Raw genomic sequence first — 21,184 nt, 5'->3', positions numbered from 1 at the left:
TGATAATAGAAATTGCGATTTATGGCATCGATAGATATTGAATTTGCAATGTCACTGCCGACCGCTTGGAGACGCCTCCCTTGACGACCGATTCACCGGAAAAGCCATCGATCCACCCCAGTCTGGCGGGGCGCACCGTGTTCGTGACGGGCGGCGGCAGCGGCATTGGCGCGGCCATCGTGGCGGCGTTCGCCGCGCAGGGCGCCCGCGTGGCGTTCATCGACATTGCCGAGGCCGCAAGCGCGGCACTTGCTGAGCGGATCACCGCAGCGGGCCATGCGGCGCCGTGGTGGCGCAGCTGCGACGTGCGCGACATCGGCGCGCTGCAGCAGGCCATGGCCGACGCGGCGGCCGAGCTCGGCGACTTCGCGGTGCTGGTCAACAACGTCGCGAGCGACGACCGCCACACGCTCGAATCGGTCACGCCCGACTACTACGACAACCGCATGGCCATCAACGAGCGGCCGGCGCTGTTCGCGATCCAGTCGGTGGTGCCGGGCATGCGGCGCCTGGGCTTCGGCGCGGTCATCAACCTGGGCTCGACGGGCTGGCAGACCAAGGGCTCGGGCTACCCCTGCTACGCGATCGCCAAGTCGTCGGTCAACGGCCTCACGCGCGGGCTGGCGGTGGAGCTGGGCCGCGACCGTATCCGCATCAACACGGTGTCGCCGGGCTGGGTGATGACCGAGCGCCAGGTGAACCTCTGGCTCGACGACGAGGGCGAGAAGGCGCTGCACCGCAACCAGTGTCTGCCCGACAAGCTGATGCCCGACGACATCGCACGCATGGTGCTGTTCCTCGCATCGGACGACGCGAAGATGTGCACGGCGCAGGAGTTCACGGTGGACGCCGGCTGGACCTGATCAGTCCATCTCGAGCTTGCGTCCGTAGACGCTGAGGCTCGCCGTCTTCAAAGCCTTCATCATCACCTTCGCCGCCGGCGACAGCAGCCGGTCGGTGCGCGTGATGATGCCGAACGCGTCCATGTGGCAGGGCATGTCGAGCGGTAGCAGCGACACGATGCCGTGCGCCGCGTAGTAGCGCGCCACGTCGCTCGCGAGCACCGCCACCATATCGCTCTGCTGCAGCATGCGCGTGATGAAAAGCAGGGCAGGGCTCTCGATGATGTTGGCGGGCGGCGCCAGGCCTTCCTCCTGGAACATCAGCTCGAAGCGGTGGCGCAGCACGCTGCCCGCGGGCGGCACGATCCAGCCGGCGCCCACCACGTCGCGCAGCGTGAGTCCGCTCACGCCCAGCAGCGGATGGCCGGGGCGCACCAGCGCGCACACCGGCTCCTCGGCCAGCGCCTCGTAGCGCAGTTGCGACTTGTCGTGCTCGGCGAAGAGCCGCGCCACCAGGATGTCGAGCTTGCCCTGCGCGAGCCGCTCCATCAGCACCGCGCTGGTCTCGATCTCGAGCGACACGCGCAGGTCGGGCTGCTCGCGCTTGACGATCGCCACGGCGGGCGGCATCAGCGTGATGCCCGGCGCGGTGATCGCGCCCACGTTCACCTGGCCGAAGCGGCCGGCCTTGAGCGCGGTGAGCTCGTCGTGCGCCTGGTTCAGGCTCGCGAGCGCCACGCGCGCATGGCGGATCATGGTTTCGCCGTACCAGGTCGGGCGCATGCCGCGCGGCAGGCGCTCGAACAGCGGCACCTCAAGCACGTCCTCCAGGTCCTTCAGCAGCTTGGAGGCCGCAGGCTGCGTCATGTTCAGCACCTGCGCCGCGCGGTGGATGTTGCCTTCCTCCGCCAGCGCCACGAGCAGCAGCAGTTGCCGCGTCTTGAGGCGCGCGCGGATGAACCAGTGGTTGTAGTTGTTCATGGCTTTTGGTTGCTTGCCTAGCGGCTTGGAACTTTGGGCTGACGGGTTTTCCAGAATCCGTCGATTGATATCCATTTTGTCGAAAAAATGATTGGATCGATATCAATATCGTTCATAGACTCTCGCCACTTCAAAAACGAGAGACAAAGGTCAACGCACCGTGATCCACGGCGAGCTTCACCAGAACGTGCGGCAGTACATCAATGGCCGCTGGGAGACCAGCGCGACCACGGGTGTGAGCGCCAATCCCTCGGACACCAGCGAAGTGGTGGCCGAGTACGCGCGCGCCGACCGGCGGCAGGTGGAGTTCGCGGTCCGTGCCGCGGCCGATGCCTTCGGCCACTGGAGCCACAGCGCGCCGCAGCGCCGCGCCGACGTGCTCGATCGCATCGGCACCGAACTGCTGGCGCGCCGCGACGAGTTGGGCCTGCTGCTGGCGCGCGAGATCGGCAAGACCCTGCCCGAGGCGGTGGCCGAGGCCGCGCGTGCGGGGCAGATCTTCAAGTTCTTCGCGGGTGAGGCGCTGCGCGGCGGCGGCGAGAACATGGCCTCGCTGCGCGCGGGCGTGCAGGTCGACGTGACGCGCGAACCCGTGGGCGTGACGGGGCTCATCACGCCCTGGAACGCGCCGCTCGCGGTGCCCGCGGGCAAGATCGCACCGGCGCTGGCGCACGGCAACAGCGTGGTGTTCAAGCCGGCCGAGCTGGTGCCGGCCTGCGGCTGGGCGCTGGCCGAGATCATCAGCCGCGCCGGGTTGCCCGCGGGCGTGTTCAACCTCGTGATGGGCAGCGGGCGCGAGGCCGGCCAGGCCCTGGTCGACAGCCCGCTGGTCGATGCGCTGAGCTTCACGGGCGCGGCACGCAACGGCGAACGCATCCTGCAGGCGGCGGCCGCGCGGCGCGCCAAGGTGCAGCTCGAGATGGGCGGCAAGAACGCGCTCGTGGTGCTGGCCGATGCCGACATCGACCATGCGGTCGACTGCGCGGTGCAGGGCGCCTACTTCTCCAACGGCCAGCGCTGCACCGCGTCGAGCCGGCTCATCGTCGAGGCTGCCGTGCACGACGTGTTCGTGGCGCGGCTGCGCGAGCGCCTCAAGGCACTGCGCATCGGCCATGCGCTGGAGCGCGGCATCGACGTCGGCCCGCTGGTCGACGAGGTGCGGCTCGCGCGCAGCCTGGCCTGGGTCGGGATCGCGCGCGAAGAAGGCGCCGAGCATGTCTGGGGCGGCGAGCCGCTCGTGCGCGCCACGGCGGGCCACTACATGAGCCCCGCGCTGTTCCTTGCGCAGCCCGGCCACCGCATCGCGCGCGAGGAGGTCTTCGGCCCGCTGGCTTGCGTGCTGCGCGCGGCCGACTACGACGAGGCGCTGGCGCTGTGCAACGACACGCCCTCGGGTTTGAGCGCGGGCATCTGCACCAACTCGCTCAAGCACGCGATGCATTTCAGGCGCCATGCCGAAGTGGGCATGACGATGGTCAATCTGCCGACCGCGGGGGTGGACTTCCACGTGCCCTTCGGCGGCCGCAAGGGGTCGGGCTACGGGCCGCGCGAACAAGGGCGCCATGCCGCGGAGTTCTACACGACGGTCAAGACCGGCTACATGCGGGCCTGACCACCACCACCAAGGCTTTCCAGCAGGCTCACAGCAAGAAAGAAGGAGACATCCCATGACACTCAATCGCCGCACCCTCAACATCGCATTGGCCGCCGCTTCGCTCGGCGGACTGCTGCCCGCCAGCGCGCTGGCGCAGAAGAAGATCGTGCTGGGCTTCAGCCAGGTGGGCGCCGAAAGCGAATGGCGCACCGCCAACACCGAGTCGATCAAGTCCTCGGCCAAGGAAGCCGGCATCGAGCTCAAGTTCTCCGACGCGCAGCAGAAGCAGGAGAACCAGATCAAGGCCATCCGCTCCTTCATCGCGCAGAGGGTCGACGTGATCGCCTTCTCGCCGGTGGTGGAGTCGGGCTGGGAGACGGTGCTGCGCGAGGCCAAGGCCGCCAAGATCCCGGTGGTGCTGACCGACCGCGCGGTCAACGCCAAGGACGATTCGCTCTACGTCACCTTCATGGGCTCGGACTTCGTCGAGGAAGGCCGCAAGGCCGGCCGCTGGCTGGTCGAGAAGATGAAGGACCAGAAGGGCGAGGTCAACATCGTCGAACTGCAGGGCACCGTGGGCTCGGCCCCGGCCATCGACCGCAAGAAGGGCTTCGAGGAGATCGTCAAGGCCGATCCCAAGTTCAAGATCCTGCGCTCGCAGACCGGCGACTTCACGCGCGCCAAGGGCAAGGAGGTGATGGAAGCCTTCCTCAAGGCCGAGGGCAAGAAGATCAACGTGCTGTACGCGCACAACGACGACATGGCCATCGGCGCGATCCAGGCGATCGAGGAAGCGGGCCTGAAGCCCGCGAAGGACATCACGATCATCTCGATCGACGCGGTCAAGGGCGCTTTCGAAGCCATGATCGCCGGCAAGCTCAACGTGTCGGTGGAGTGCAGCCCGCTGCTCGGGCCGCAGCTCATGAGCGCGGTGAAGGACATCAAGGCCGGCAAGACGCTGCCCAAGCGCATCGTGACCGAGGAAGGCATCTTCCCGATGGAAGTCGCCGCAAAAGAATTCCCGAATCGAAAGTACTGAGGACGGACATCCAATGAAACGCAGCAACTTCCTCAAGGCCTCCCTGGCCGTCGTGGCGCTGGCCGCCGCCGGTCTCGCGCCGCTCGCCCACGCGCAGGACAAGGGCCCGATCGCCATCTCGATGCCCACCAAGTCGTCGGCGCGCTGGATCGCCGACGGCGCCAACATGGTCAAGTACTTCAAGGAGAAGGGCTACAAGACCGACCTGCAGTACGCCGACGACGACATCCCGAACCAGCTCGCGCAGATCGAGAACATGGTGACCAAGGGCGCGAAGGTGCTGGTGATCGCGGCGATCGACGGCACCACGCTGTCGGACGTACTGCAGAAGGCGGCCGACAGGGGCGTGAAGGTCATTGCCTACGACCGGCTCATCAAGGGCTCGAAGAACGTCGACTACTACGCGACCTTCGACAACTTCCAGGTCGGCGTGCTGCAGGCGCAGTCGATCGAGGCGGCGCTGGGCCTGAAGAGCGGCAAGGGGCCGTTCAACATCGAGCTCTTCGGCGGCTCGCCCGACGACAACAACGCCTTCTTCTTCTACAACGGCGCGATGTCGGTGCTGGAGCCCTACATCAAGAGCGGCAAGCTCGTGGTGCGCAGCAAGCAGATGGGCATGGACAAGGTCGGCACCTTGCGCTGGGACGGTGCGGTGGCGCAGTCGCGCATGGACAACCTGCTGTCGGCCTTCTATTCCACCAACCGCGTCGACGCGGTGCTCTCGCCGTACGACGGGCTCTCGATCGGCATCATCTCGTCGCTCAAGGGCGTGGGCTACGGCTCGGCCTCGCAGCCGATGCCGGTGGTCTCGGGCCAGGACGCCGAGATCCCATCGGTCAAGTCGATCCTGCGCAAGGAGCAGACATCGACCGTGTTCAAGGACACGCGCGAGCTTGCCAAGGTGACCGTGGCCATGGTCGACGCGATGCTCTCGGGAAAGACGCCCGAGGTCAACGACACCCAGACCTACAACAACGGCATCAAGGTGGTGCCCTCGTACCTGCTGAAACCGGTGAGCGTGGACGGCGGCAACTGGAAGCAGGTGCTGGTCGATAGCGGCTACTACAAGGAAACCCAGGTCAAGTGAGCACCGCCATGGCAGCCGGCGCGCCGCGCATCCTCGAGATGCGCGGCATCACCAAGACCTTCCCGGGCGTGAAGGCGCTCGCCGACGTGAACCTGGCGGTGCGCGCCGGAGAGATCCATGCGGTGGTGGGCGAGAACGGCGCGGGCAAGTCGACGCTCATGAAGGTGCTGAGCGGCGTGTACCCGTGCGATTCGTACACCGGCGAGATCCACTTCGAGGGCGCGCTGCGCCGCTTCCGCGGCATCGCCGACAGCGAGAAGCTCGGGATCATCATCATCCACCAGGAGCTCGCGCTGGTACCGCTGCTCTCGATCGCCGAGAACATCTTCCTCGGCAACGAGATCGCGCGCGGCGGCGTGATCGACTGGTTCGCGGCCTACGCCAAGACGCGCGCGCTGCTCGCCAGGGTCGGCCTCGCGGAGTTGCCGACCACGCTGGTGACCGATCTCGGCGTGGGCAAGCAGCAACTGGTGGAGATCGCGAAGGCGCTGGCCAAAGAGGTCAAGCTGCTGATCCTCGACGAGCCGACCGCGAGCCTGAACGAGAACGACAGCGACGCGCTGCTGGCGCTGCTGCTCGAACTCAAGCGCCAGGGCATCGCGTCGATCCTGATCTCGCACAAGCTCAACGAGATCGCCAAGGTGGCCGATTCGATCACCGTGCTGCGCGACGGCGCCACGGTCGAGACGATCGACTGCCGCGCCGGACCGGTCAGCGAGGACCGCATCATCCGCGGCATGGTCGGGCGCGACATGGCGCACCGCTATCCCGAGCGCACGCCGCGCATCGGCGAGACCGTGTTCGAGGTGCGCGACTGGCGCGTGCACCATGCGCTGCACGCAGAGCGCGAGCAGATCAAGGGCGTGAACCTGCAGGTGCGCCGCGGCGAGATCATCGGCATCGCGGGGCTCATGGGCGCGGGCCGCACCGAGTTCGCGATGAGCGTGTTCGGCCGCTCGTACGGCCAGCGCATCAGCGGCACGGTGCTGATGCACGGCCAGCCGGTGGACGTGGGCACGGTGCGCAAGGCCATCGACCACGGCATCGCCTACGTGACCGAAGACCGCAAGGGCCTGGGCCTGGTGCTCGACGAGAGCATTCAGAAGAACGTGAGCCTCGCGAACCTGCCGGCGGTGGCTAAAGCCATGGTGATCGACGACACGCGCGAGTTCGCGGTGGCCAACGACTACCGCAAGGCGCTGCGCATCCGCTCGCCCGGCGTGTCGCAGGCCGTGGTCAACCTGTCGGGCGGCAACCAGCAGAAGGTGGTGCTGAGCAAGTGGCTCTTCACGCAGCCCGAGCTGCTGATCCTCGACGAACCCACGCGCGGCATCGACGTGGGCGCCAAGTACGAGATCTACACCATCATCGACCAGCTCGCGAGCGAGGGCAAAGGCATTCTCATGATTTCTTCCGAACTGCCGGAGCTGCTCGGCATGTGCGACCGCATCTACGTGATGAACGAGGGCCGCTTCGTGGCCGAGTTTCCGGCCGCCGAGGCCTCGCAGGAGCGCATCATGCACGCCATCGTGAGCGCGGGGAGTTCCGTCCATGACGCCGCCTGACGCCGAAGCGGTGAACGCCGCCATGCCTGCTGCCGCCGCGCCGCGCGGGGTGCATGCCGGGTTCCTCAAGAACAACCTGCGCGAATACGGCATGCTGATCTCGCTGGTCGCGATCATGGTGCTGTTCCAGGTGCTGACCGACGGCACCTTGCTGCGCCCGCTGAACCTCACGAACCTGCTGCTGCAGAACAGCTACATCGTCATCATGGCGCTCGGCATGCTGCTGGTGATCGTGGCCGGGCACATCGACCTGTCGGTAGGCTCGGTCTGCGGCTTCATCGGCGCGCTCGCAGCGGTGCTGATGGTCGAGTACGAATGGCATTTCGTGCCGGCGGCCGTGCTCGGCATCGTGGCGGGTGCCCTGATCGGCGCCGCGCAGGGCTGGTTCGTCGCGTTCCGCAGGATCCCGTCGTTCATCGTCACGCTCGCGGGCATGCTGGTGTTCAAGGGGCTCACGCTCGCACTGCTCGCGGGACAGTCTGTGGGGCCGTTTCCCGAGACCTTCCAGCGGCTCAGCTCGGGCTTCATCCCCGACCCGCTGGGCGGTGAGGGCGGGACGCTGCGCGTCACCTCGCTGGTGGTGGGCGCGGTGGCCGCGGCGGCGCTGGTGTTCTTCAAGCTGCGCGGACGCGCCCGGCTCGCCGCGCACGGCATGGAGACCGAGCCCTACGCCTTCTTCCTCGTGAAGAACGTGTTCTTCGCGGCGATCATCCTGTTCTTCAGCTACCTGCTCTCGACCTACAAGGGCCTGCCCAACGTGCTGATCGTGATGGCGGTGCTGATCGTGGCCTACGACTTCGTCACCAACCGCACCACGGTCGGCCGGCGCATCTATGCGCTCGGCGGCAACGAGAAGGCCGCGCGGCTGTCGGGCGTGAAGACGCAGTGGCTCGCCTTCCTGACCTTCGTGAACATGGGCGCGCTCGCGGCGCTCGCGGGCCTGGTGTTCGCGGCCCGGCTCAACACCGCCACGCCGAAGGCGGGCCTCGGCTTCGAGCTCGACGTGATCGCGGCCTGCTTCATCGGCGGCGCTTCGGCCTCGGGCGGCGTGGGCAAGGTCATGGGCGCGGTGATCGGCGCCTTCATCATGGGCGTGATGAACAACGGCATGTCGATCATGGGAATCGGCATCGACTACCAGCAGGTGATCAAGGGGCTGGTGCTGCTCGCGGCCGTGTTCATCGACGTCTACAACAAGAACAGGCAGGCATGAGCGGCAGCAGCCTTCCACCCGTGCTCGAACTGCGCGGCATCGGCAAGCAGTTCGGCGGCATTGCCGTGCTGCGCGACGTGCAGCTGAGCCTGCGCGCGGGCGAGATCCATGCGCTCATGGGACAGAACGGCGCGGGCAAGTCGACGCTGATCAAGGTGCTCACGGGCGTGCTCGCCTCGGAGGGCGGCGAGATGCGGCTCGACGGCCGACCGATCCGGCCGGGCTCGCCGCTCGAGGCGCAGAAGCTCGGCATCAGCACCGTCTACCAGGAGGTCAACCTGTGCCCGAACCTCTCGGTGGCCGAGAACATCTTCGCGGGCCGCTACCCGCGCCGCGGCGCGGTCCAGGGCTTTCGCATCGACTGGGCGGCGGTGAACCGGCGCGCCGCCGAGCTGCTGGCGCGCATCGGGCTCGAGATCGACGTGACGCGCCTGTTGTCGAGCTACTCGGTGGCGGTGCAGCAGATGGTGGCCATTGCGCGCGCGCTCGGCGTGTCGTCGAAGGTGCTGATCCTCGATGAACCGACCTCGAGCCTCGACGACGACGAGGTGGAGAAGCTGTTCGCGGTGCTGCGGCGACTGCGCGGCGAAGGGCTCGCGATCGTCTTCGTGACGCATTTCTTCAACCAGGTGTATGCGGTGTCGGACCGCATCACGGTGCTGCGCAACGGCGCGTGGGTGGGCGAATGGCACACCGCCGAGCTCGGCCCGCAGGCGCTGATCGCGGCCATGCTCGGGCGCGAGCTGGCGGCGCAGTCGGCGCACCCGGCCGCGCTGCCGGCGCTGGACGAAGCCGCGCCCGCGCTGCTGCACGCCGAGGGGCTCGCGCAGGCGGGGCAGCTGCAGCCGGTCGATCTGCGCGTGCGCGCGGGCGAAGTGGTGGGCATCGCGGGCCTGCTGGGCGCGGGCCGCACCGAGCTGGCGCGGCTGCTGTTCGGCCTGGAGGCACCGGACCGCGGCGTGCTCAAGGTCGACGGGCGCGCGATGCGCTTTTCGAGCCCGGCCGATGCGATCCGCCAGGGCTTTGCGCTCTGCCCCGAAGAGCGCAAGACCGACGGCATCGTCGCCGAGCTGTCGGTGCGCGAGAACATCGCGCTCGCGCTGCAGGCCCGGCTCGGCGCCCGGCGCTTCCTCTCGCAGGCCGAGCAGACCGCGCTGGCCGAGCGCTTCGTGGCGTCGCTGGGCATCAAGACCGCGAGTGTCGAGACACCGATCGGTCTGCTGTCGGGCGGCAACCAGCAGAAGGCGATGATCGCGCGCTGGCTTGCCACCGAGCCGCGCCTCCTGATCCTCGACGAGCCCACGCGCGGCATCGACGTGGCGGCCAAGCAGGAGATCATGGAGGAGATCCTGCGGCTCGCGCGCGCGGGCATGGCGGTGGTCTTCATCTCGTCGGAGATGAGCGAGGTGGTGCGCGTGGCGCACCGCATCGTGGTGCTGCGCGACCGGCAGAAGGTGGGCGAGCTCCCGGGCGGATCGACCGAGGACGAGGTCTACGAAATGATTGCCTCGGTATGAACCCGCGCGAGGCCGCGTGCCCCCATCCCAACCTTCCCCCAAAGGGGGAAGGAGCAAGGCAGCCAACCCCATGAACCGCCTCTCCGCCCTCATGCATCACCGTCTCGCCTGGCCCCTCATCACGCTGTTGCTGCTGCTCGCCGTCAACACCGCGTTCAACGCCAGCTTCCTGCACCTCGAGTGGCGCGACGGCCATCTCTACGGCAGCCTGATCGACATCGTGAACCGCGCGGCGCCGCTGGTGCTGGTGTCGCTCGGCATGACGCTCGTGATCGCCACGCGCGGCATCGACATCTCGGTGGGTGCGACGGTGGCGATCGCGGCGGCCGTGGCCGCCTGGATGATCGGCGGCTCGGTGGCGAGCGACGTGAGCCGGTTCCCGATGTGGCTCGCGATCCTGGCGGCGATCGCCGTCGCGCTGCTGTGCGGCCTGTGGAACGGGCTGCTGGTCGCCAAGGTCGGCATGCAGCCGATCATCGCGACGCTGATCCTCATGGTGGCGGGGCGCGGCATCGCGCAGCTCATCACCGACGGGCAGATCATCACCATCTACTACAAGCCCTTCTTCTTTCTCGGCAGCGGCCATCTCCTGGGCCTGCCGTTCGCGGTGTTCATCGTGGCGGCGGTGTTCGCGCTGCTCTACCTTGCGATCACGCGCACCGCGCTCGGCCTGTTCATCCAGGCCGTGGGCATCAACCCCACGGCTGCGCGCGTGGCGGGGGTGCAGGCGAAGCGGCTGGTGATCGGCGCCTATGCGTTCTGCGGTGTCTGCGCAGGCATCGCGGGCCTGTTGATCAGCTCCAACGTCAAGAGCGCCGACGGCAACAACGCGGGCCAGCTGCTCGAGCTCGACGCGATCCTCGCGGTGACGCTCGGCGGCACGGCGCTCACGGGCGGGCGCTTCAGCCTCGTGGGCAGCGTGATCGGCGCGCTGATCATCCAGACGCTGACCTATGCGATCTACTCGATGGGCGTGCCGCCGGAGATCAACCTCGTAGTCAAGGCGGCGGTGGTGTTCGCGGTGATGCTGCTGCAGTCGCCGGAGTTCAGGGCGGAGGTCCGCACGCTCGTGCAGCGGCCGGTGCATGACGGGAGCAGGGCATGAGCGCGGTGATCGAGACGAGCGCTGCACCCTCACCCCAACCCTCTCCCGCGCGCGGGAGAGGGGGCAAGCGCGGGCTCAATCCGAAGTACCTGCCGTTGACGGCGACCATCTCGCTCTTCATGCTGATGGCCACGCTGGGCTCGGTGTTCTACGACGGCTTCTTCTCGGCGCAGGTGTTCCTGAACCTGCTGATCGACAACGCCTTCCTGATCGTGGTGGCGGTCGGCATGACCTTCGTGATCCTCTCCGGCGGCATCGACCTGTCGGTCGGTTCGGTGATCGCGCTCACGACCATGGTGTCGGCCGCGCTGGTCGAGAAGCACGGCTGGAGCCCCGCGGTCGTCATTCCGCTGGTGCTCGCGATGGGAACGGCCTTCGGCGCGTTCATGGGCCTGCTGATCGAGCGCTATCGGCTGCAGCCCTTCATCGTCACGCTGGCGGGCATGTTCCTCGCGCGGGGACTGTGTTACCTGATCAGCATCGACTCGATCAGCATCACGCACGCGTTCTATTCGGAGGTGTCGCAGATCCGCATTCCGGTCTGGGGCGAGGCCTCGCTGTCGATCAGCGCGGTGATCGCCATCGCAGTGCTGCTGGCCGCCGTGTTCATCGCGCACTGCACGCCCTTCGGCCGCGCGGTGTACGCCATCGGCGGCAGCGCGCATTCGGCCATGCTGATGGGCCTGCCGGTGCGCCGAACGCTGGTGGGCGTGTACACGCTGTCGGGCCTGTGCTCGGCGCTCGCGGGCGTGATCTTCACTTTCTACATGCAGTCGGGCTACGGCCTGCATGCGATGGGGCTCGAGCTCGACGCCATCGCCGCCGTGGTGATCGGCGGCACGCTGCTGACCGGCGGCGTGGGCTATGTCGCGGGCACGCTGTTCGGCGTGCTGATGCTCGGGATCATCCAGACGCTGATCTCCTTCGACGGCACCCTGAGCTCGTGGTGGACGCGCATCGTCGTGGGCGCACTCCTGTTCGTGTTCTGCCTGCTGCAGCGCTTCTTCACCTCGCGCGCCCCGCGCCACTGAGACTTTCATGACAACAAAGAAATTGCGCTCGACCGAATGGTTCGGCTCCGCCGACAAGAACGGCTTCATGTACCGCAGCTGGATGAAGAACCAGGGCATCCCCGACCACGAGTTCGATGGACGCCCGATCGTCGGCATCTGCAACACCTGGTCGGAGCTCACGCCGTGCAACGCCCACTTCCGCAAGATTGCCGAGCACGTGAAGCGCGGCATCTCGGAGGCGGGTGGCTTTCCGGTGGAGTTTCCGGTGTTCTCGAACGGCGAATCGAACCTGCGGCCGACCGCGATGCTCACGCGCAACCTCGCGAGCATGGACGTGGAAGAAGCGATCCGCGGCAATCCGGTCGATGCGGTGGTGCTGCTCACGGGCTGCGACAAGACCACGCCGGCGCTGCTGATGGGCGCGGCGAGCTGCGACATCCCGGCCATCGTGGTCACCGGCGGACCGATGCTCAACGGCAAGCTCGACGGCAAGAACATCGGCTCGGGCACGGCCGTGTGGCAGCTGCACGAATCGCTGAAGGCCGGCGAGATCGGCCTGCACCAGTTCCTGTCGGCCGAGGCGGGCATGTCGCGTTCGGCCGGCACCTGCAACACCATGGGCACCGCCTCGACCATGGCCTGCATGGCCGAGGCACTGGGCACCTCGCTGCCGCACAACGCGGCGATCCCGGCCGTCGACGCGCGGCGCTACGTGCTCGCGCAGATGTCGGGCATGCGCGCGGTCGATATGGCCAAGGAAGGCCTCACGCTGTCGAAGATCCTCACGCGCGAGGCGTTCGAGAACGCGATCCGCGTGAATGCGGCGATCGGCGGCTCGACCAACGCGGTGATCCACCTGAAGGCCATCGCCGGGCGCATCGGCGTGCCGCTCGAGCTCGAAGACTGGACGCGCATCGGCAGCCACACGCCGACCATCGTCGACCTGATGCCTTCGGGCCGCTTCCTGATGGAAGAGTTCTACTACGCAGGCGGGCTGCCGGCCGTGCTGCGGCGCCTGGGCGAGAACGGCCTGCTGCCGCACCCGGGCGCGCTCACCGTCAACGGCCACTCGATCTGGGACAACGTGCGCGAGGCGCCGAGCCTCGACGACGAGGTGATCCGCCCGCTCGACCGGCCGCTGATCGCCGACGGCGGCATTCGCATCTTGCGCGGCAACCTGTCGCCGCGCGGCGCTGTGCTCAAGCCTTCGGCCGCATCGCCCGAACTGCTCAAGCATCGCGGCCGCGCCGTGGTGTTCGAGAACCTCGAGCACTACAAGGCGCGCATCGTCGACGAATCGCTCGAAGTCGACGCCAGCTCGGTGCTCGTGATGAAGAACTGCGGCCCCAAAGGCTACCCTGGCATGGCCGAGGTCGGCAACATGGGCCTGCCGCCCAAGCTGCTGCGCCAGGGCATCAAGGACATGGTGCGCATCTCCGACGCGCGCATGAGCGGCACGGCCTACGGCACGGTGGTGCTGCACGTCGCACCCGAGGCGGCCGATGGCGGCCCGCTCGCGGCGGTGCGCGACGGCGACTGGATCGAGCTCGACTGCGATGCAGGCCGCCTGCACCTGGACATCAGCGACGAGGAACTCGCCGCGCGCCTGGCGGCGCTGTCGGCCTCCGACGTGCAGCCGATGAGCACGCGCGGCGGTGGCTACCAGAAGCTCTACGTCCACCACGTGCTGCAGGCCGACGAGGGCTGCGATTTCGACTTCCTGGTCGGCTGCCGAGGCTCTGCCGTTCCCCGCCATTCACACTGATTCACCATGAACAATCCCCGTTATCGCGGCATCTTCCCGGTGGTGCCCACCACCTTCACCGAACAGGGCACGCTCGACCTCGACAGCCAGAAGCGCTGCGTCGACTTCATGATCGACGCGGGCTCCGACGGGTTGTGCATCCTCGCGAACTTCTCGGAGCAGTTCGTGCTGTCGGACGAGGAGCGCGAGGTGCTCACGCGCACCATCCTCGACCACGTGAAAGGCCGCGTGCCGGTGATCGTGACCACCACGCACTACAGCACCCGGGTCTGCGCCGAGCGCAGCCGCCGCGCGCAGGACATGGGTGCGGCGATGCTGATGGTGATGCCGCCCTACCATGGCGCGACCTTCCGCGTGCCCGAGCCGCAGATCTTCGAGTTCTACGCGGGGCTGTCCGACGCGGTGGGCATCCCGATCATGGTCCAGGACGCGCCCGCGAGCGGCACCGTGCTGTCGGCGGCCTTCCTCGCGCGCATGGCGCGTGAGATCGAGCAGGTGGCGTACTTCAAGATCGAGACGCCCGGTGCCGCATCGAAGCTGCGCGAACTGATCCGCCTCGGTGGCGATGCGGTCGAGGGACCCTGGGACGGCGAGGAGGCCATCACGCTGATGCCCGACCTTGATGCGGGCGCCACCGGGTCGATGACCGGCGGCGGCTATCCCGATGGCATCCGGCCGATCATCGAGGCGCACCGCGCGGGCGATCGCGACCGTGCCTTCGCGCTCTACCAGCAGTGGCTGCCGCTGATCAACTACGAGAACCGCCAGGCCGGCCTGCTCGCTTGCAAGGCGCTCATGAAGGAGGGCGGCGTGATCGCTTGCGAGGCACCGCGCCATCCGCTGCCGGCGCTGCACCCCGACACGCGCGCAGGCCTGATCGAAACCGCCAGGCGGCTCGATCCTCTGGTGCTGCGCTGGGGGCGTTGAAGAAGAAAAAAAGAAGACGCGGAAGCGTCTCAGGGCTTCTCGAGTTCGCTGACCTGCAGCGACAGATCGAACAGCTTCGACTTGCTCGCGTAGTAGCGGTCGAGCCGCCATTCCTTCAGGATGTCGATCGCGAGTTCGAAGCTCTTGTAATCGAGGTTGTAGAGGGTGACCAGTTCGAAGCTGCGCTCCGATTCGAGCGCCAGCACGAGCTGGGCCAGGATCTTGGCCGATTCATTGGCCGGGTCCGTTTCGATGAATCGGCGGGCGACCTTGATGGCATTCATTGGAAAGTGTTCCTCGGTAGGCAGAGACCGGGAACTATAGCTATCAGTGCGCCAGGCTTTATGACAGTCCTGTGACAGTCCAAGGCCATGCCCTGCGGCAGTGGCCTTGGCCATCGCGCGAAACGCTCAGCGTGCGGGATACGGTGCTGGATAGGGTGCGGGCGCCGGGTACGCCGCGGGCGGCGGCATGCGCTCGACCGGTGCGACGATCGCTGGCGCCGGCGCGCGCGAGGGCGCAGGCATCGGTGCAGGCATCGCCGCGGGCGCGGGCATGACGACCGTGGTGACCGATTCGCGGATCACGCCGCCGCCCATCACGCTGCCACTGACCCGGGCGTCGGTGTTGCCGCTGTCGCCGAGCACGCGCGCCTCGCAGGCCGAGCGGTCGGCGGGCGGCTGCAGGTTGCAGCGCGCGAGCGCATTGGCGCGGAAGTCGGGTGCACTGGTCAGGCCGCCGCGCGCGGCTTCCTGGCGCGCGGCGCCGGCTTCGCGAATGCAGGCCGCACGGTCCTGTTGGTTGTGGCCGCAAACGGCGAGTTCCTGCTGGTAGGTGGAACCGCCTTGGCGCGACTGGGCCGAGGCCGGCGCCACGGCGGCTGACAGACCGCCGACTGCGATCAGGGCGGCGATCATCGAACGGGCGTGAAGACTGTTGTTCATGGTGTGCTCCTTGGCGTGACCTGAAACGAAAGGAAGCGCATTCAGCGCGCGGGGGATGCCGGTTGCGCCGGCAGCGGTGTCACCGTTTCGCGGATGACGCCACCGCCCATCACGCTGCCCTCGGTGCTGGTGCGCGCGCCGCCTTGCAGGCGCGCTTCGCAGTCGGCGCGGTCGGCCGCGGGCTGCTCGCGGCAGCGTGCCAGGGCATTGGCGTCGTAGCGGCCCGGGCTCGCGCTGGTCAAGCCGCTGCGCGCCGCCTCCTGGCGGGCGGCACCCGCTTCACGCAGGCAGGCTGCGCGGTCCTGCTGGACGCCGTCGCAGGTGGCGCGCTCCTGGCGCATCGTGTCGGCGCTGCCGGCGGGTGCCTGGGCCCGCGCCAGCGAGGTGCCGGCCGCGAGAATGACCACACTGGCCGCGAAGAAGGCGGCAGCGGAAAGGCGGGATACGCGGGATACGGAACGGGCTCTTGTTCTCATCGGGTGCTCCTGGTTGGGCCACGCCCTCCGAAGAGGGCACGACCGGAGCGCCAGTCTGGGGCCGCTGGCCCAGCGGCCCCTGTGGGACGGCACAGACAGCAGCCCCGGCCGGACTCGCCGCTGCATGTGGGACTGGTCCGGCATGCGCGCCCCGAAGGCGCTCCGGGGATCAAGCCTCCGAAATGCGCTTGGCCAGGTGCGCGAGCGCTTCGTCCACCTGGTCGACCAGGACCAGCGCCAGGTCGCCCGGCTGCAGCCGCGCCAGCGCAGTGTCGATGGCGATGAACTCGCCGCGGATCTCGTCGATGTAGCTCGTGCGCTGCGCACCCTGCAGTCCCTGGCGCAGGAGCGCCATCACCTCGCCGTCGGCGCGGCCGCGCTGCGCGGCATCCTGGTAGAGGATGACTTCGTCGAAGGCCTGCCCGAGGATCGCGGTCTGGTCGCGGATGTCGCAGTCGCGCCGGTCGCCGGCGCCGCTGATCACCACCGAGCGCTTGTTCGCGGGCATGGTGTCGACCGCCGACACCAGCGCACGCATTGCGTCGGTGTTGTGGCCGTAGTCGGCGATCACCGTGGCGCCGCGGTAGTCCATGACGTTGAAGCGCCCGGGCACGCCGGCCGCGTCGTTCATGAAGCTGGCGAGGCCGCTGCGGATCGTGTCCCAGTCGAGGCCCACGGCCCAGGCCGCAGCCACGGCGGCCATCACGTTGTCGACCTGGAAGCCGATCGTGCCGTTGCGCGTGATCGGCACGTCGCGCAGTGCGATGCGCTCGCGCCACGAGCCCTCGGCCGCAATCAGCGCGTCGTTGTCGACGTAGACGGTGCGCTTGCCCTGTGCGCGATGCGTGGCCATCACCGGATGCTGCCGGTCGGCCGCGAAGAAGATCACATGGCCGGGGCAGCCCGCGGCCATCGCGGCCACGTTCGCGTCGGCCGCATTGAGCACTGCATAGCCTTCGGGCGCGACGTTGCGCACGATCACGCGCTTGAGCACCGCAAGGTCTTCGACCGTGGTGATGTAGTTCAGGCCCAGGTGGTCGCCGCTGCCGATGTTGGTGACCACGGCCACCTGGCAGCGGTCGAAGCCGAGGCCCTCGCGCAGCACGCCGCCGCGCGCCACCTCGAACACCGCCGCATCGACGTCGGGGTGCAGCAGCACGTTGCGCGCGCTCTTCGGGCCGCTGCAGTCGCCGCTGTCGGTCTGGCGCCCGTCGACGTACACGCCGTCGGTGTTGGTCATGCCGGTGCGCAGGCCGCTCGATGCGAGCAGGTGGTTGACGAGGCGCGCGCTGGTGGTCTTGCCGTTGGTGCCGGTCACGGCCACCACGGGGATGCGGCCGTCGTCGCCGGGTGCGAAGAGGGTGTCCATGACGGCCTCGCCAACGGCGCGGCCGCGGCCGAACGAGGGCGAGATGTGCATGCGCAGGCCGGGTGCGGCGTTGACTTCGACCACGCCGCCGTGTTGCTCCTCGAGCGGGCGCAGCACGTTCTCGCACACCATGTCGACGCCGCAGATGTGCAGCCCGACCATCTGCGCCGCATCGACCGCGCGCGCGGCCACTTCGGGGTGCACGGTGTCAGTCACGTCGGTGGCGGTGCCGCCGGTGGAGAGGTTGGCGTTGTTGCGCAGCACCACGCGCTGGCCGCGCTCGGGCACGCTGTCGGGCGTGAGGCCCTGTGCCTCGAGCCGGCCGACGGCGATGTCGTCGAGGCGGATCTTGGTGAGCGAGGTGGCATGCCCTTCGCCGCGCCGCGGGTCGAGGTTCACCGCATCGACGAGCTGGCGCACCGTGGCGCTGCCGTCGCCGATCACGTGCGGCGGGTCGCGCCGTGCCGCGGCCACGAGGCGGTCGCCCACCACGAGCAGGCGGAAGTCGAAGCCCGGCAGGAACTTCTCGACCATCACCTCGCCGTACGCGGCGGCCGATTCGTAGGCGGCCGTGAGCTGTTCGCGCGTGGTGATGTTGACCGTGACACCCTTGCCCTGGTTGCCGTCCTGCGGCTTCACCACCACGGGCAGTCCGATCTCCATGGCAGCGGCCCAGCCGTCGTCGGCATCGGCCACGGGGCGGCCCAGCGGCACCGGCACGCCCGCGGCATTGAGCAACTGCTTGGTGAGCTCCTTGTCCTGCGCGATCGATTCGGCCACGCCGCTGGTGCTGTCGATCTCGGCGGCCTGGATGCGGCGCTGGCGCGAGCCCCAGCCGAACTGCACCAGGCTGCCGCTCGTGAGCCGGCGGTAGGGAATGCCGCGCGCCACGGCGGCGTCGACGATGGCGCCGGTGCTCGGGCCCAGGCGCTCCGATTCGTCGAGGTCGCGCAGCTCGGTGAGGGCGGCGGTCGCGTCGAAAGGCGTGTCGTAGAGGGCGGCGGTGAGCAGCGCCTCGGCGAGCGCGAGCGCGCGGCGGCCGACCTCTTCCTCGGTGTACTGGACCACGACCTGGTAGACGCCGTCTTCGAGCGTGGGCGAGGTGTGGCCGAAGTTGACGGCGCAGCCGGCCTGCGCCTGCAACGCCACGGCCGCGTTCTCGAGCACGTGGGCCAGCGCCAGCGGCTGGCCCAGCACCATCGGATGCAGCTCGCCGATGGTCGGAAAGCGCGCGCGCAGGCGGGCCTCGAAACCGGCCAGGCGGCTGATGGCGTTCTCGTCGCCTTCGCAGGCGACCACCGCTTCGATCGCGGTGTGGCGGCTCCAGAGATTGGGCCCGCGCAGGGCGCGGAGACGGGTGACTTTCATGGACGGCGACGCGGTTGGGTTCAGGCGAGCTGCGGTTGGACGGGGAGCGGCGGGCTCTGCGACAGCTGCAGCGACGCGAGCGCTGCCTGCAGGTCGGCTTCGAAGGCTTCGACGCCGGCGCCGATGAGGTTGAGCGGAATGCCCAGCGCCCAGGCCGCCGCCACGGCGGCGAGCAGGCTCTCGAGGCCGACGCCCACGTGCGTGGCGCGCCAGACGGTCAGGCGGCCGAGCCCCGGCAGGAACGATTCGCTGCTGCCGTTGGCCAGCACCACGCGGTCCTGGCGCACCAGCACGGCCTTGCCGCCCGCGCCCTGGTGCGCGGCCAGCGCCGGCGCCTGCGCGTCGGCCGCATACAGGATGACGGCGCCGTCGCACAGCGGCGCGAGGCCGGCGACGCGCGCATCGCCGGCATTGAGCACGGCGGTGCCTTCGGCGAGCACCACGTCGACCTGCGTGCGCAGCACCTTGACCATCTGCTCGCTCTCGGTGATGTCGAAATCGCCGAGCGCCTCGGCGCCGTCCAGGTCGGTCACGATGCCGACCTCGCAGCGGTCGTACGCGAGGCCGTGGCGCAAGATGGTCTCGGCGCCGTTCTCGATTACCACCGCCTGCACGGCGCGGTTCATGAGCAGGCGGCGCCCGGCGTCCCAGTTGGCGCTGTCGCGCGCATCGACGCGGCGGCGCTCGAGGAACAGGCCGTCGCGGCAGGCCAGGCCGGTGTGGCGGCCGCCAAGGTCGATGAGCCATGCCACCAGCCGCGCGAGCACGGCGGTGTCGCGCGAGCCCGCGACGCCCACCACCGGGATGCGGCCCGGCGCGTCGTTCGGAAACAGGTGGTCGCAGATCGCGCGGCCCACCGGACGCGGCGAGCCGACAGCCGGCTTCAGGTGCATCAGCAGGCCGGGGCCGGCATTCACTTCGACGATGGCGCCGCGCTGCGGGCCGAGCGGCTTGCCGATGTCCTCGGCCACGAGGTCGATGCCCGCGATGTCCAGGCCGACCACACGGGCCGCCAGCACGGCGGCGTGCGCCACTTCGGGGTGGACCTGGTCGGTGCAGTCGTTGGCCATGTTGCCGTTGCGCTGGATCGTGACCACGCGGCCCGCGGCGGGCACCGCATCGCCGTCGAGTTCCTGGCGCTTGAGTTCGAGCTGCAGTTTGGCGTCGGTCGTCAGCACGATCAGGTCGAGCGGAAATTCTTCTTCGGCGCCGCGGCGCGGGTCGCTGTTGAGCTGCTTGTCGATCAGCTCGGCCACGGTGCTGCGGCCATCGCCGGTCACGGTGATGATCTCGCCGCGCGCTGCGGCCACCACTTCGCCGCCCACCACCAGCAGGCGGTGCTCATGGCCACGGATGAAGCGCTCGACCATCACGTCGCTGCCCTCGGGCTCGGCCACGGCGAAGGCGGCCATGACTTCTTCGCGCGTGGTCAATTCGAGCGACACGCCGCGGCCGTGGTTGGCGTCCGAGGGCTTGACCGCCACCGGCACGCCGATGTCCTCGGCCGCTTCCCAGGCTTCCTCGGCGCTGGCCACGACCCGGCCTTCGGGCACAGGCACGCCGCAGCTCGCGAGCAGCGACTTGGTGAGCTCCTTGTCGCTCGCGATCGATTCGCCGATGGCGCTGGTGTAGTCGGTCTCGGCGGTCCAGATGCGCTGCTGGCTCGCGCCATAGCCCAGCTGCACGAGGTTGCCGCTGTTGAGCCGCATGTGCGGGATGCCGCGGTCGGTGGCGGCGGCCACGATGGCCGCGGTGCTCGGCCCGAGGTAGCAGTCCTCGACCTTGGCCTTGACCGCATCGACGGCCTTCTGCACGTCGGCGGCGGCGAACGGATCGGCGTTGATGGCGGCCATCAGCAGGCGATGGCCCTCGGCCAGCGCCACGCGGGCCACCTGTTCGTCGCGCGCGCGGAACACCATGCGGTAGACGCCGTGCGCCGAGGTGCTGCGGGTTTGCCCGAAGCCCGTGGGCATGCCCGCCAGGTTGAGCAGTTCGATCACCACGTGCTCGAGCACGTGGCCGGCCCAGGTGCCTTCGGTCAGGCGCTGGATGAAGCCGCCGCGCTCGCCGACACCGCAGTGGTGTTCGATCAGCGCCGGCAGCAGGCCCGTGAGGCGGGCGGTGAAGCCGTCGATCTTGTTGGACGGAAAGTCTTCCAGCGCCCCCAGGTCGAGCCAGACCTCGAGCACGGGCCGGTAGGTCCAGAGGTTCGGTCCGCGCAAATAGTTGATGCGCAGCAGGCGGATGTCGTCGAAACGGGTCATGCAAACGTTCGATGTGCTTTGGCCGAGCACCGCGGCGCCTTCAAGCGCGCCCATGGCGATCGGTCAGAATCGGCGCCCCGCGAAGGGCGTCATGGCGCGGTTGTAGTGAACCGCG

General features: G+C 68.6%; 17 protein-coding genes. 11 read left to right on the top strand and 6 right to left on the bottom strand.

Translation table 11 applies throughout. From position 1 onward, the window contains the following. The first annotated feature begins 80 nt into the window (after positions 1-80). Positions 81-863, top strand: a complete 783-nt coding sequence (locus AC3A6R_RS09435; RefSeq protein ID WP_487864335.1) for an SDR family NAD(P)-dependent oxidoreductase — start codon at positions 81-83, stop codon at positions 861-863. Here AC3A6R_RS09435 and AC3A6R_RS09430 read toward each other — a convergent pair whose 3' ends face one another. Next, positions 864-1,823 carry a LysR family transcriptional regulator gene (locus AC3A6R_RS09430; protein ID WP_487862275.1) on the bottom strand — a complete coding sequence of 320 codons (960 nt, stop codon included), beginning with the start codon at positions 1,821-1,823 and terminating at the stop codon, positions 864-866. Between the two features lie 160 nt (positions 1,824-1,983). Between AC3A6R_RS09430 and AC3A6R_RS09425 the strand changes: the two genes are divergently transcribed. From AC3A6R_RS09425 to AC3A6R_RS09380, 10 genes are all read left to right on the top strand, one after another. Next, complete coding sequence (locus AC3A6R_RS09425) at positions 1,984-3,435, top strand: aldehyde dehydrogenase family protein (RefSeq protein ID WP_487862274.1); 1,452 nt, start codon at positions 1,984-1,986, stop codon at positions 3,433-3,435. 55 nt (positions 3,436-3,490) lie between these two features. Then, the gene (locus AC3A6R_RS09420; protein ID WP_487862273.1) at positions 3,491-4,456 is read left to right on the top strand and encodes an ABC transporter substrate-binding protein; all 966 of its coding nucleotides are present in this window, start codon (positions 3,491-3,493) and stop codon (positions 4,454-4,456) included. Between the two features lie 13 nt (positions 4,457-4,469). Further along, positions 4,470-5,543 carry a multiple monosaccharide ABC transporter substrate-binding protein gene (chvE, locus tag AC3A6R_RS09415; RefSeq protein ID WP_487862272.1) on the top strand — a complete coding sequence of 358 codons (1,074 nt, stop codon included), beginning with the start codon at positions 4,470-4,472 and terminating at the stop codon, positions 5,541-5,543. An 8-nt stretch (positions 5,544-5,551) separates the two neighbouring features. Further along, entirely contained in the window at positions 5,552-7,108 is a 1,557-nt protein-coding gene (gene mmsA / locus AC3A6R_RS09410) for a multiple monosaccharide ABC transporter ATP-binding protein (protein ID WP_487862308.1), read from the top strand. After that, positions 7,095-8,321, top strand: coding sequence for a multiple monosaccharide ABC transporter permease (mmsB, locus tag AC3A6R_RS09405; RefSeq protein WP_487862271.1), 1,227 nt, complete (start codon positions 7,095-7,097; stop codon positions 8,319-8,321). The genes mmsA and mmsB overlap by 14 nt, the downstream gene beginning before the upstream one ends. Beyond that, positions 8,318-9,838, top strand: coding sequence for a sugar ABC transporter ATP-binding protein (locus AC3A6R_RS09400; protein WP_487864334.1), 1,521 nt, complete (start codon positions 8,318-8,320; stop codon positions 9,836-9,838). The genes mmsB and AC3A6R_RS09400 overlap by 4 nt, the downstream gene beginning before the upstream one ends. Before the next feature lie 70 nt (positions 9,839-9,908). After that, positions 9,909-10,943, top strand: coding sequence for an ABC transporter permease (locus AC3A6R_RS09395; RefSeq protein WP_487862269.1), 1,035 nt, complete (start codon positions 9,909-9,911; stop codon positions 10,941-10,943). Then, positions 10,940-11,974, top strand: a complete 1,035-nt coding sequence (yjfF, locus tag AC3A6R_RS09390) for a galactofuranose ABC transporter, permease protein YjfF (RefSeq protein WP_487862268.1) — start codon at positions 10,940-10,942, stop codon at positions 11,972-11,974. Before AC3A6R_RS09395 ends, yjfF begins: the two co-directional genes overlap by 4 nt. Before the next feature lie 7 nt (positions 11,975-11,981). Continuing rightward, a complete protein-coding gene (locus tag AC3A6R_RS09385) occupies positions 11,982-13,721 on the top strand; it encodes an IlvD/Edd family dehydratase (RefSeq protein WP_487862267.1) in 1,740 nt (579 codons plus the stop codon). A gap of 6 nt (positions 13,722-13,727) precedes the next feature. Further along, on the top strand, positions 13,728-14,648 hold the full coding sequence (locus AC3A6R_RS09380; protein WP_487862266.1) for a dihydrodipicolinate synthase family protein: 921 nt from the start codon (positions 13,728-13,730) through the stop codon (positions 14,646-14,648). A gap of 29 nt (positions 14,649-14,677) precedes the next feature. Here AC3A6R_RS09380 and AC3A6R_RS09375 read toward each other — a convergent pair whose 3' ends face one another. The 5 genes from AC3A6R_RS09375 to AC3A6R_RS09355 form a co-directional block, all read right to left on the bottom strand. Next, entirely contained in the window at positions 14,678-14,932 is a 255-nt protein-coding gene (locus tag AC3A6R_RS09375; protein WP_487862265.1) for a hypothetical protein, read from the bottom strand. A 126-nt stretch (positions 14,933-15,058) separates the two neighbouring features. Beyond that, positions 15,059-15,592, bottom strand: coding sequence for a hypothetical protein (locus tag AC3A6R_RS09370; RefSeq protein WP_487862264.1), 534 nt, complete (start codon positions 15,590-15,592; stop codon positions 15,059-15,061). Between the two features lie 41 nt (positions 15,593-15,633). After that, positions 15,634-16,068 carry a hypothetical protein gene (locus AC3A6R_RS09365; RefSeq protein WP_487864333.1) on the bottom strand — a complete coding sequence of 145 codons (435 nt, stop codon included), beginning with the start codon at positions 16,066-16,068 and terminating at the stop codon, positions 15,634-15,636. A gap of 169 nt (positions 16,069-16,237) precedes the next feature. Further along, on the bottom strand, positions 16,238-18,805 hold the full coding sequence (gene cphA, locus AC3A6R_RS09360) for a cyanophycin synthetase (RefSeq protein ID WP_487862262.1): 2,568 nt from the start codon (positions 18,803-18,805) through the stop codon (positions 16,238-16,240). A 20-nt stretch (positions 18,806-18,825) separates the two neighbouring features. Next, a complete protein-coding gene (locus AC3A6R_RS09355; RefSeq protein WP_487864332.1) occupies positions 18,826-21,069 on the bottom strand; it encodes a cyanophycin synthetase in 2,244 nt (747 codons plus the stop codon). Positions 21,070-21,184 lie beyond the last annotated feature (115 nt).

The organism is Variovorax sp. Soil_C_19, assembly GCF_057657255.1.
This window is presented reverse-complemented; position numbering and strand designations above follow the sequence as displayed.

Coding starts and splice junctions, on each gene's coding strand:
- AC3A6R_RS09430 (WP_487862275.1), bottom strand. CDS start 1,823: ATGAACAACTACAACCACTGGTTCATCCGCGCGCGCCTCAAGACGCGG.
- AC3A6R_RS09420 (WP_487862273.1), top strand. CDS start 3,491: ATGACACTCAATCGCCGCACCCTCAACATCGCATTGGCCGCCGCTTCG.
- chvE (WP_487862272.1), top strand. CDS start 4,470: ATGAAACGCAGCAACTTCCTCAAGGCCTCCCTGGCCGTCGTGGCGCTG.
- mmsA (WP_487862308.1), top strand. CDS start 5,552: ATGGCAGCCGGCGCGCCGCGCATCCTCGAGATGCGCGGCATCACCAAG.
- mmsB (WP_487862271.1), top strand. CDS start 7,095: ATGACGCCGCCTGACGCCGAAGCGGTGAACGCCGCCATGCCTGCTGCC.
- AC3A6R_RS09400 (WP_487864334.1), top strand. CDS start 8,318: ATGAGCGGCAGCAGCCTTCCACCCGTGCTCGAACTGCGCGGCATCGGC.
- AC3A6R_RS09395 (WP_487862269.1), top strand. CDS start 9,909: ATGAACCGCCTCTCCGCCCTCATGCATCACCGTCTCGCCTGGCCCCTC.
- yjfF (WP_487862268.1), top strand. CDS start 10,940: ATGAGCGCGGTGATCGAGACGAGCGCTGCACCCTCACCCCAACCCTCT.
- AC3A6R_RS09385 (WP_487862267.1), top strand. CDS start 11,982: ATGACAACAAAGAAATTGCGCTCGACCGAATGGTTCGGCTCCGCCGAC.
- AC3A6R_RS09380 (WP_487862266.1), top strand. CDS start 13,728: ATGAACAATCCCCGTTATCGCGGCATCTTCCCGGTGGTGCCCACCACC.
- AC3A6R_RS09375 (WP_487862265.1), bottom strand. CDS start 14,932: ATGAATGCCATCAAGGTCGCCCGCCGATTCATCGAAACGGACCCGGCC.
- AC3A6R_RS09370 (WP_487862264.1), bottom strand. CDS start 15,592: ATGAACAACAGTCTTCACGCCCGTTCGATGATCGCCGCCCTGATCGCA.
- AC3A6R_RS09365 (WP_487864333.1), bottom strand. CDS start 16,068: ATGAGAACAAGAGCCCGTTCCGTATCCCGCGTATCCCGCCTTTCCGCT.
- cphA (WP_487862262.1), bottom strand. CDS start 18,805: ATGAAAGTCACCCGTCTCCGCGCCCTGCGCGGGCCCAATCTCTGGAGC.
- AC3A6R_RS09355 (WP_487864332.1), bottom strand. CDS start 21,069: ATGACCCGTTTCGACGACATCCGCCTGCTGCGCATCAACTATTTGCGC.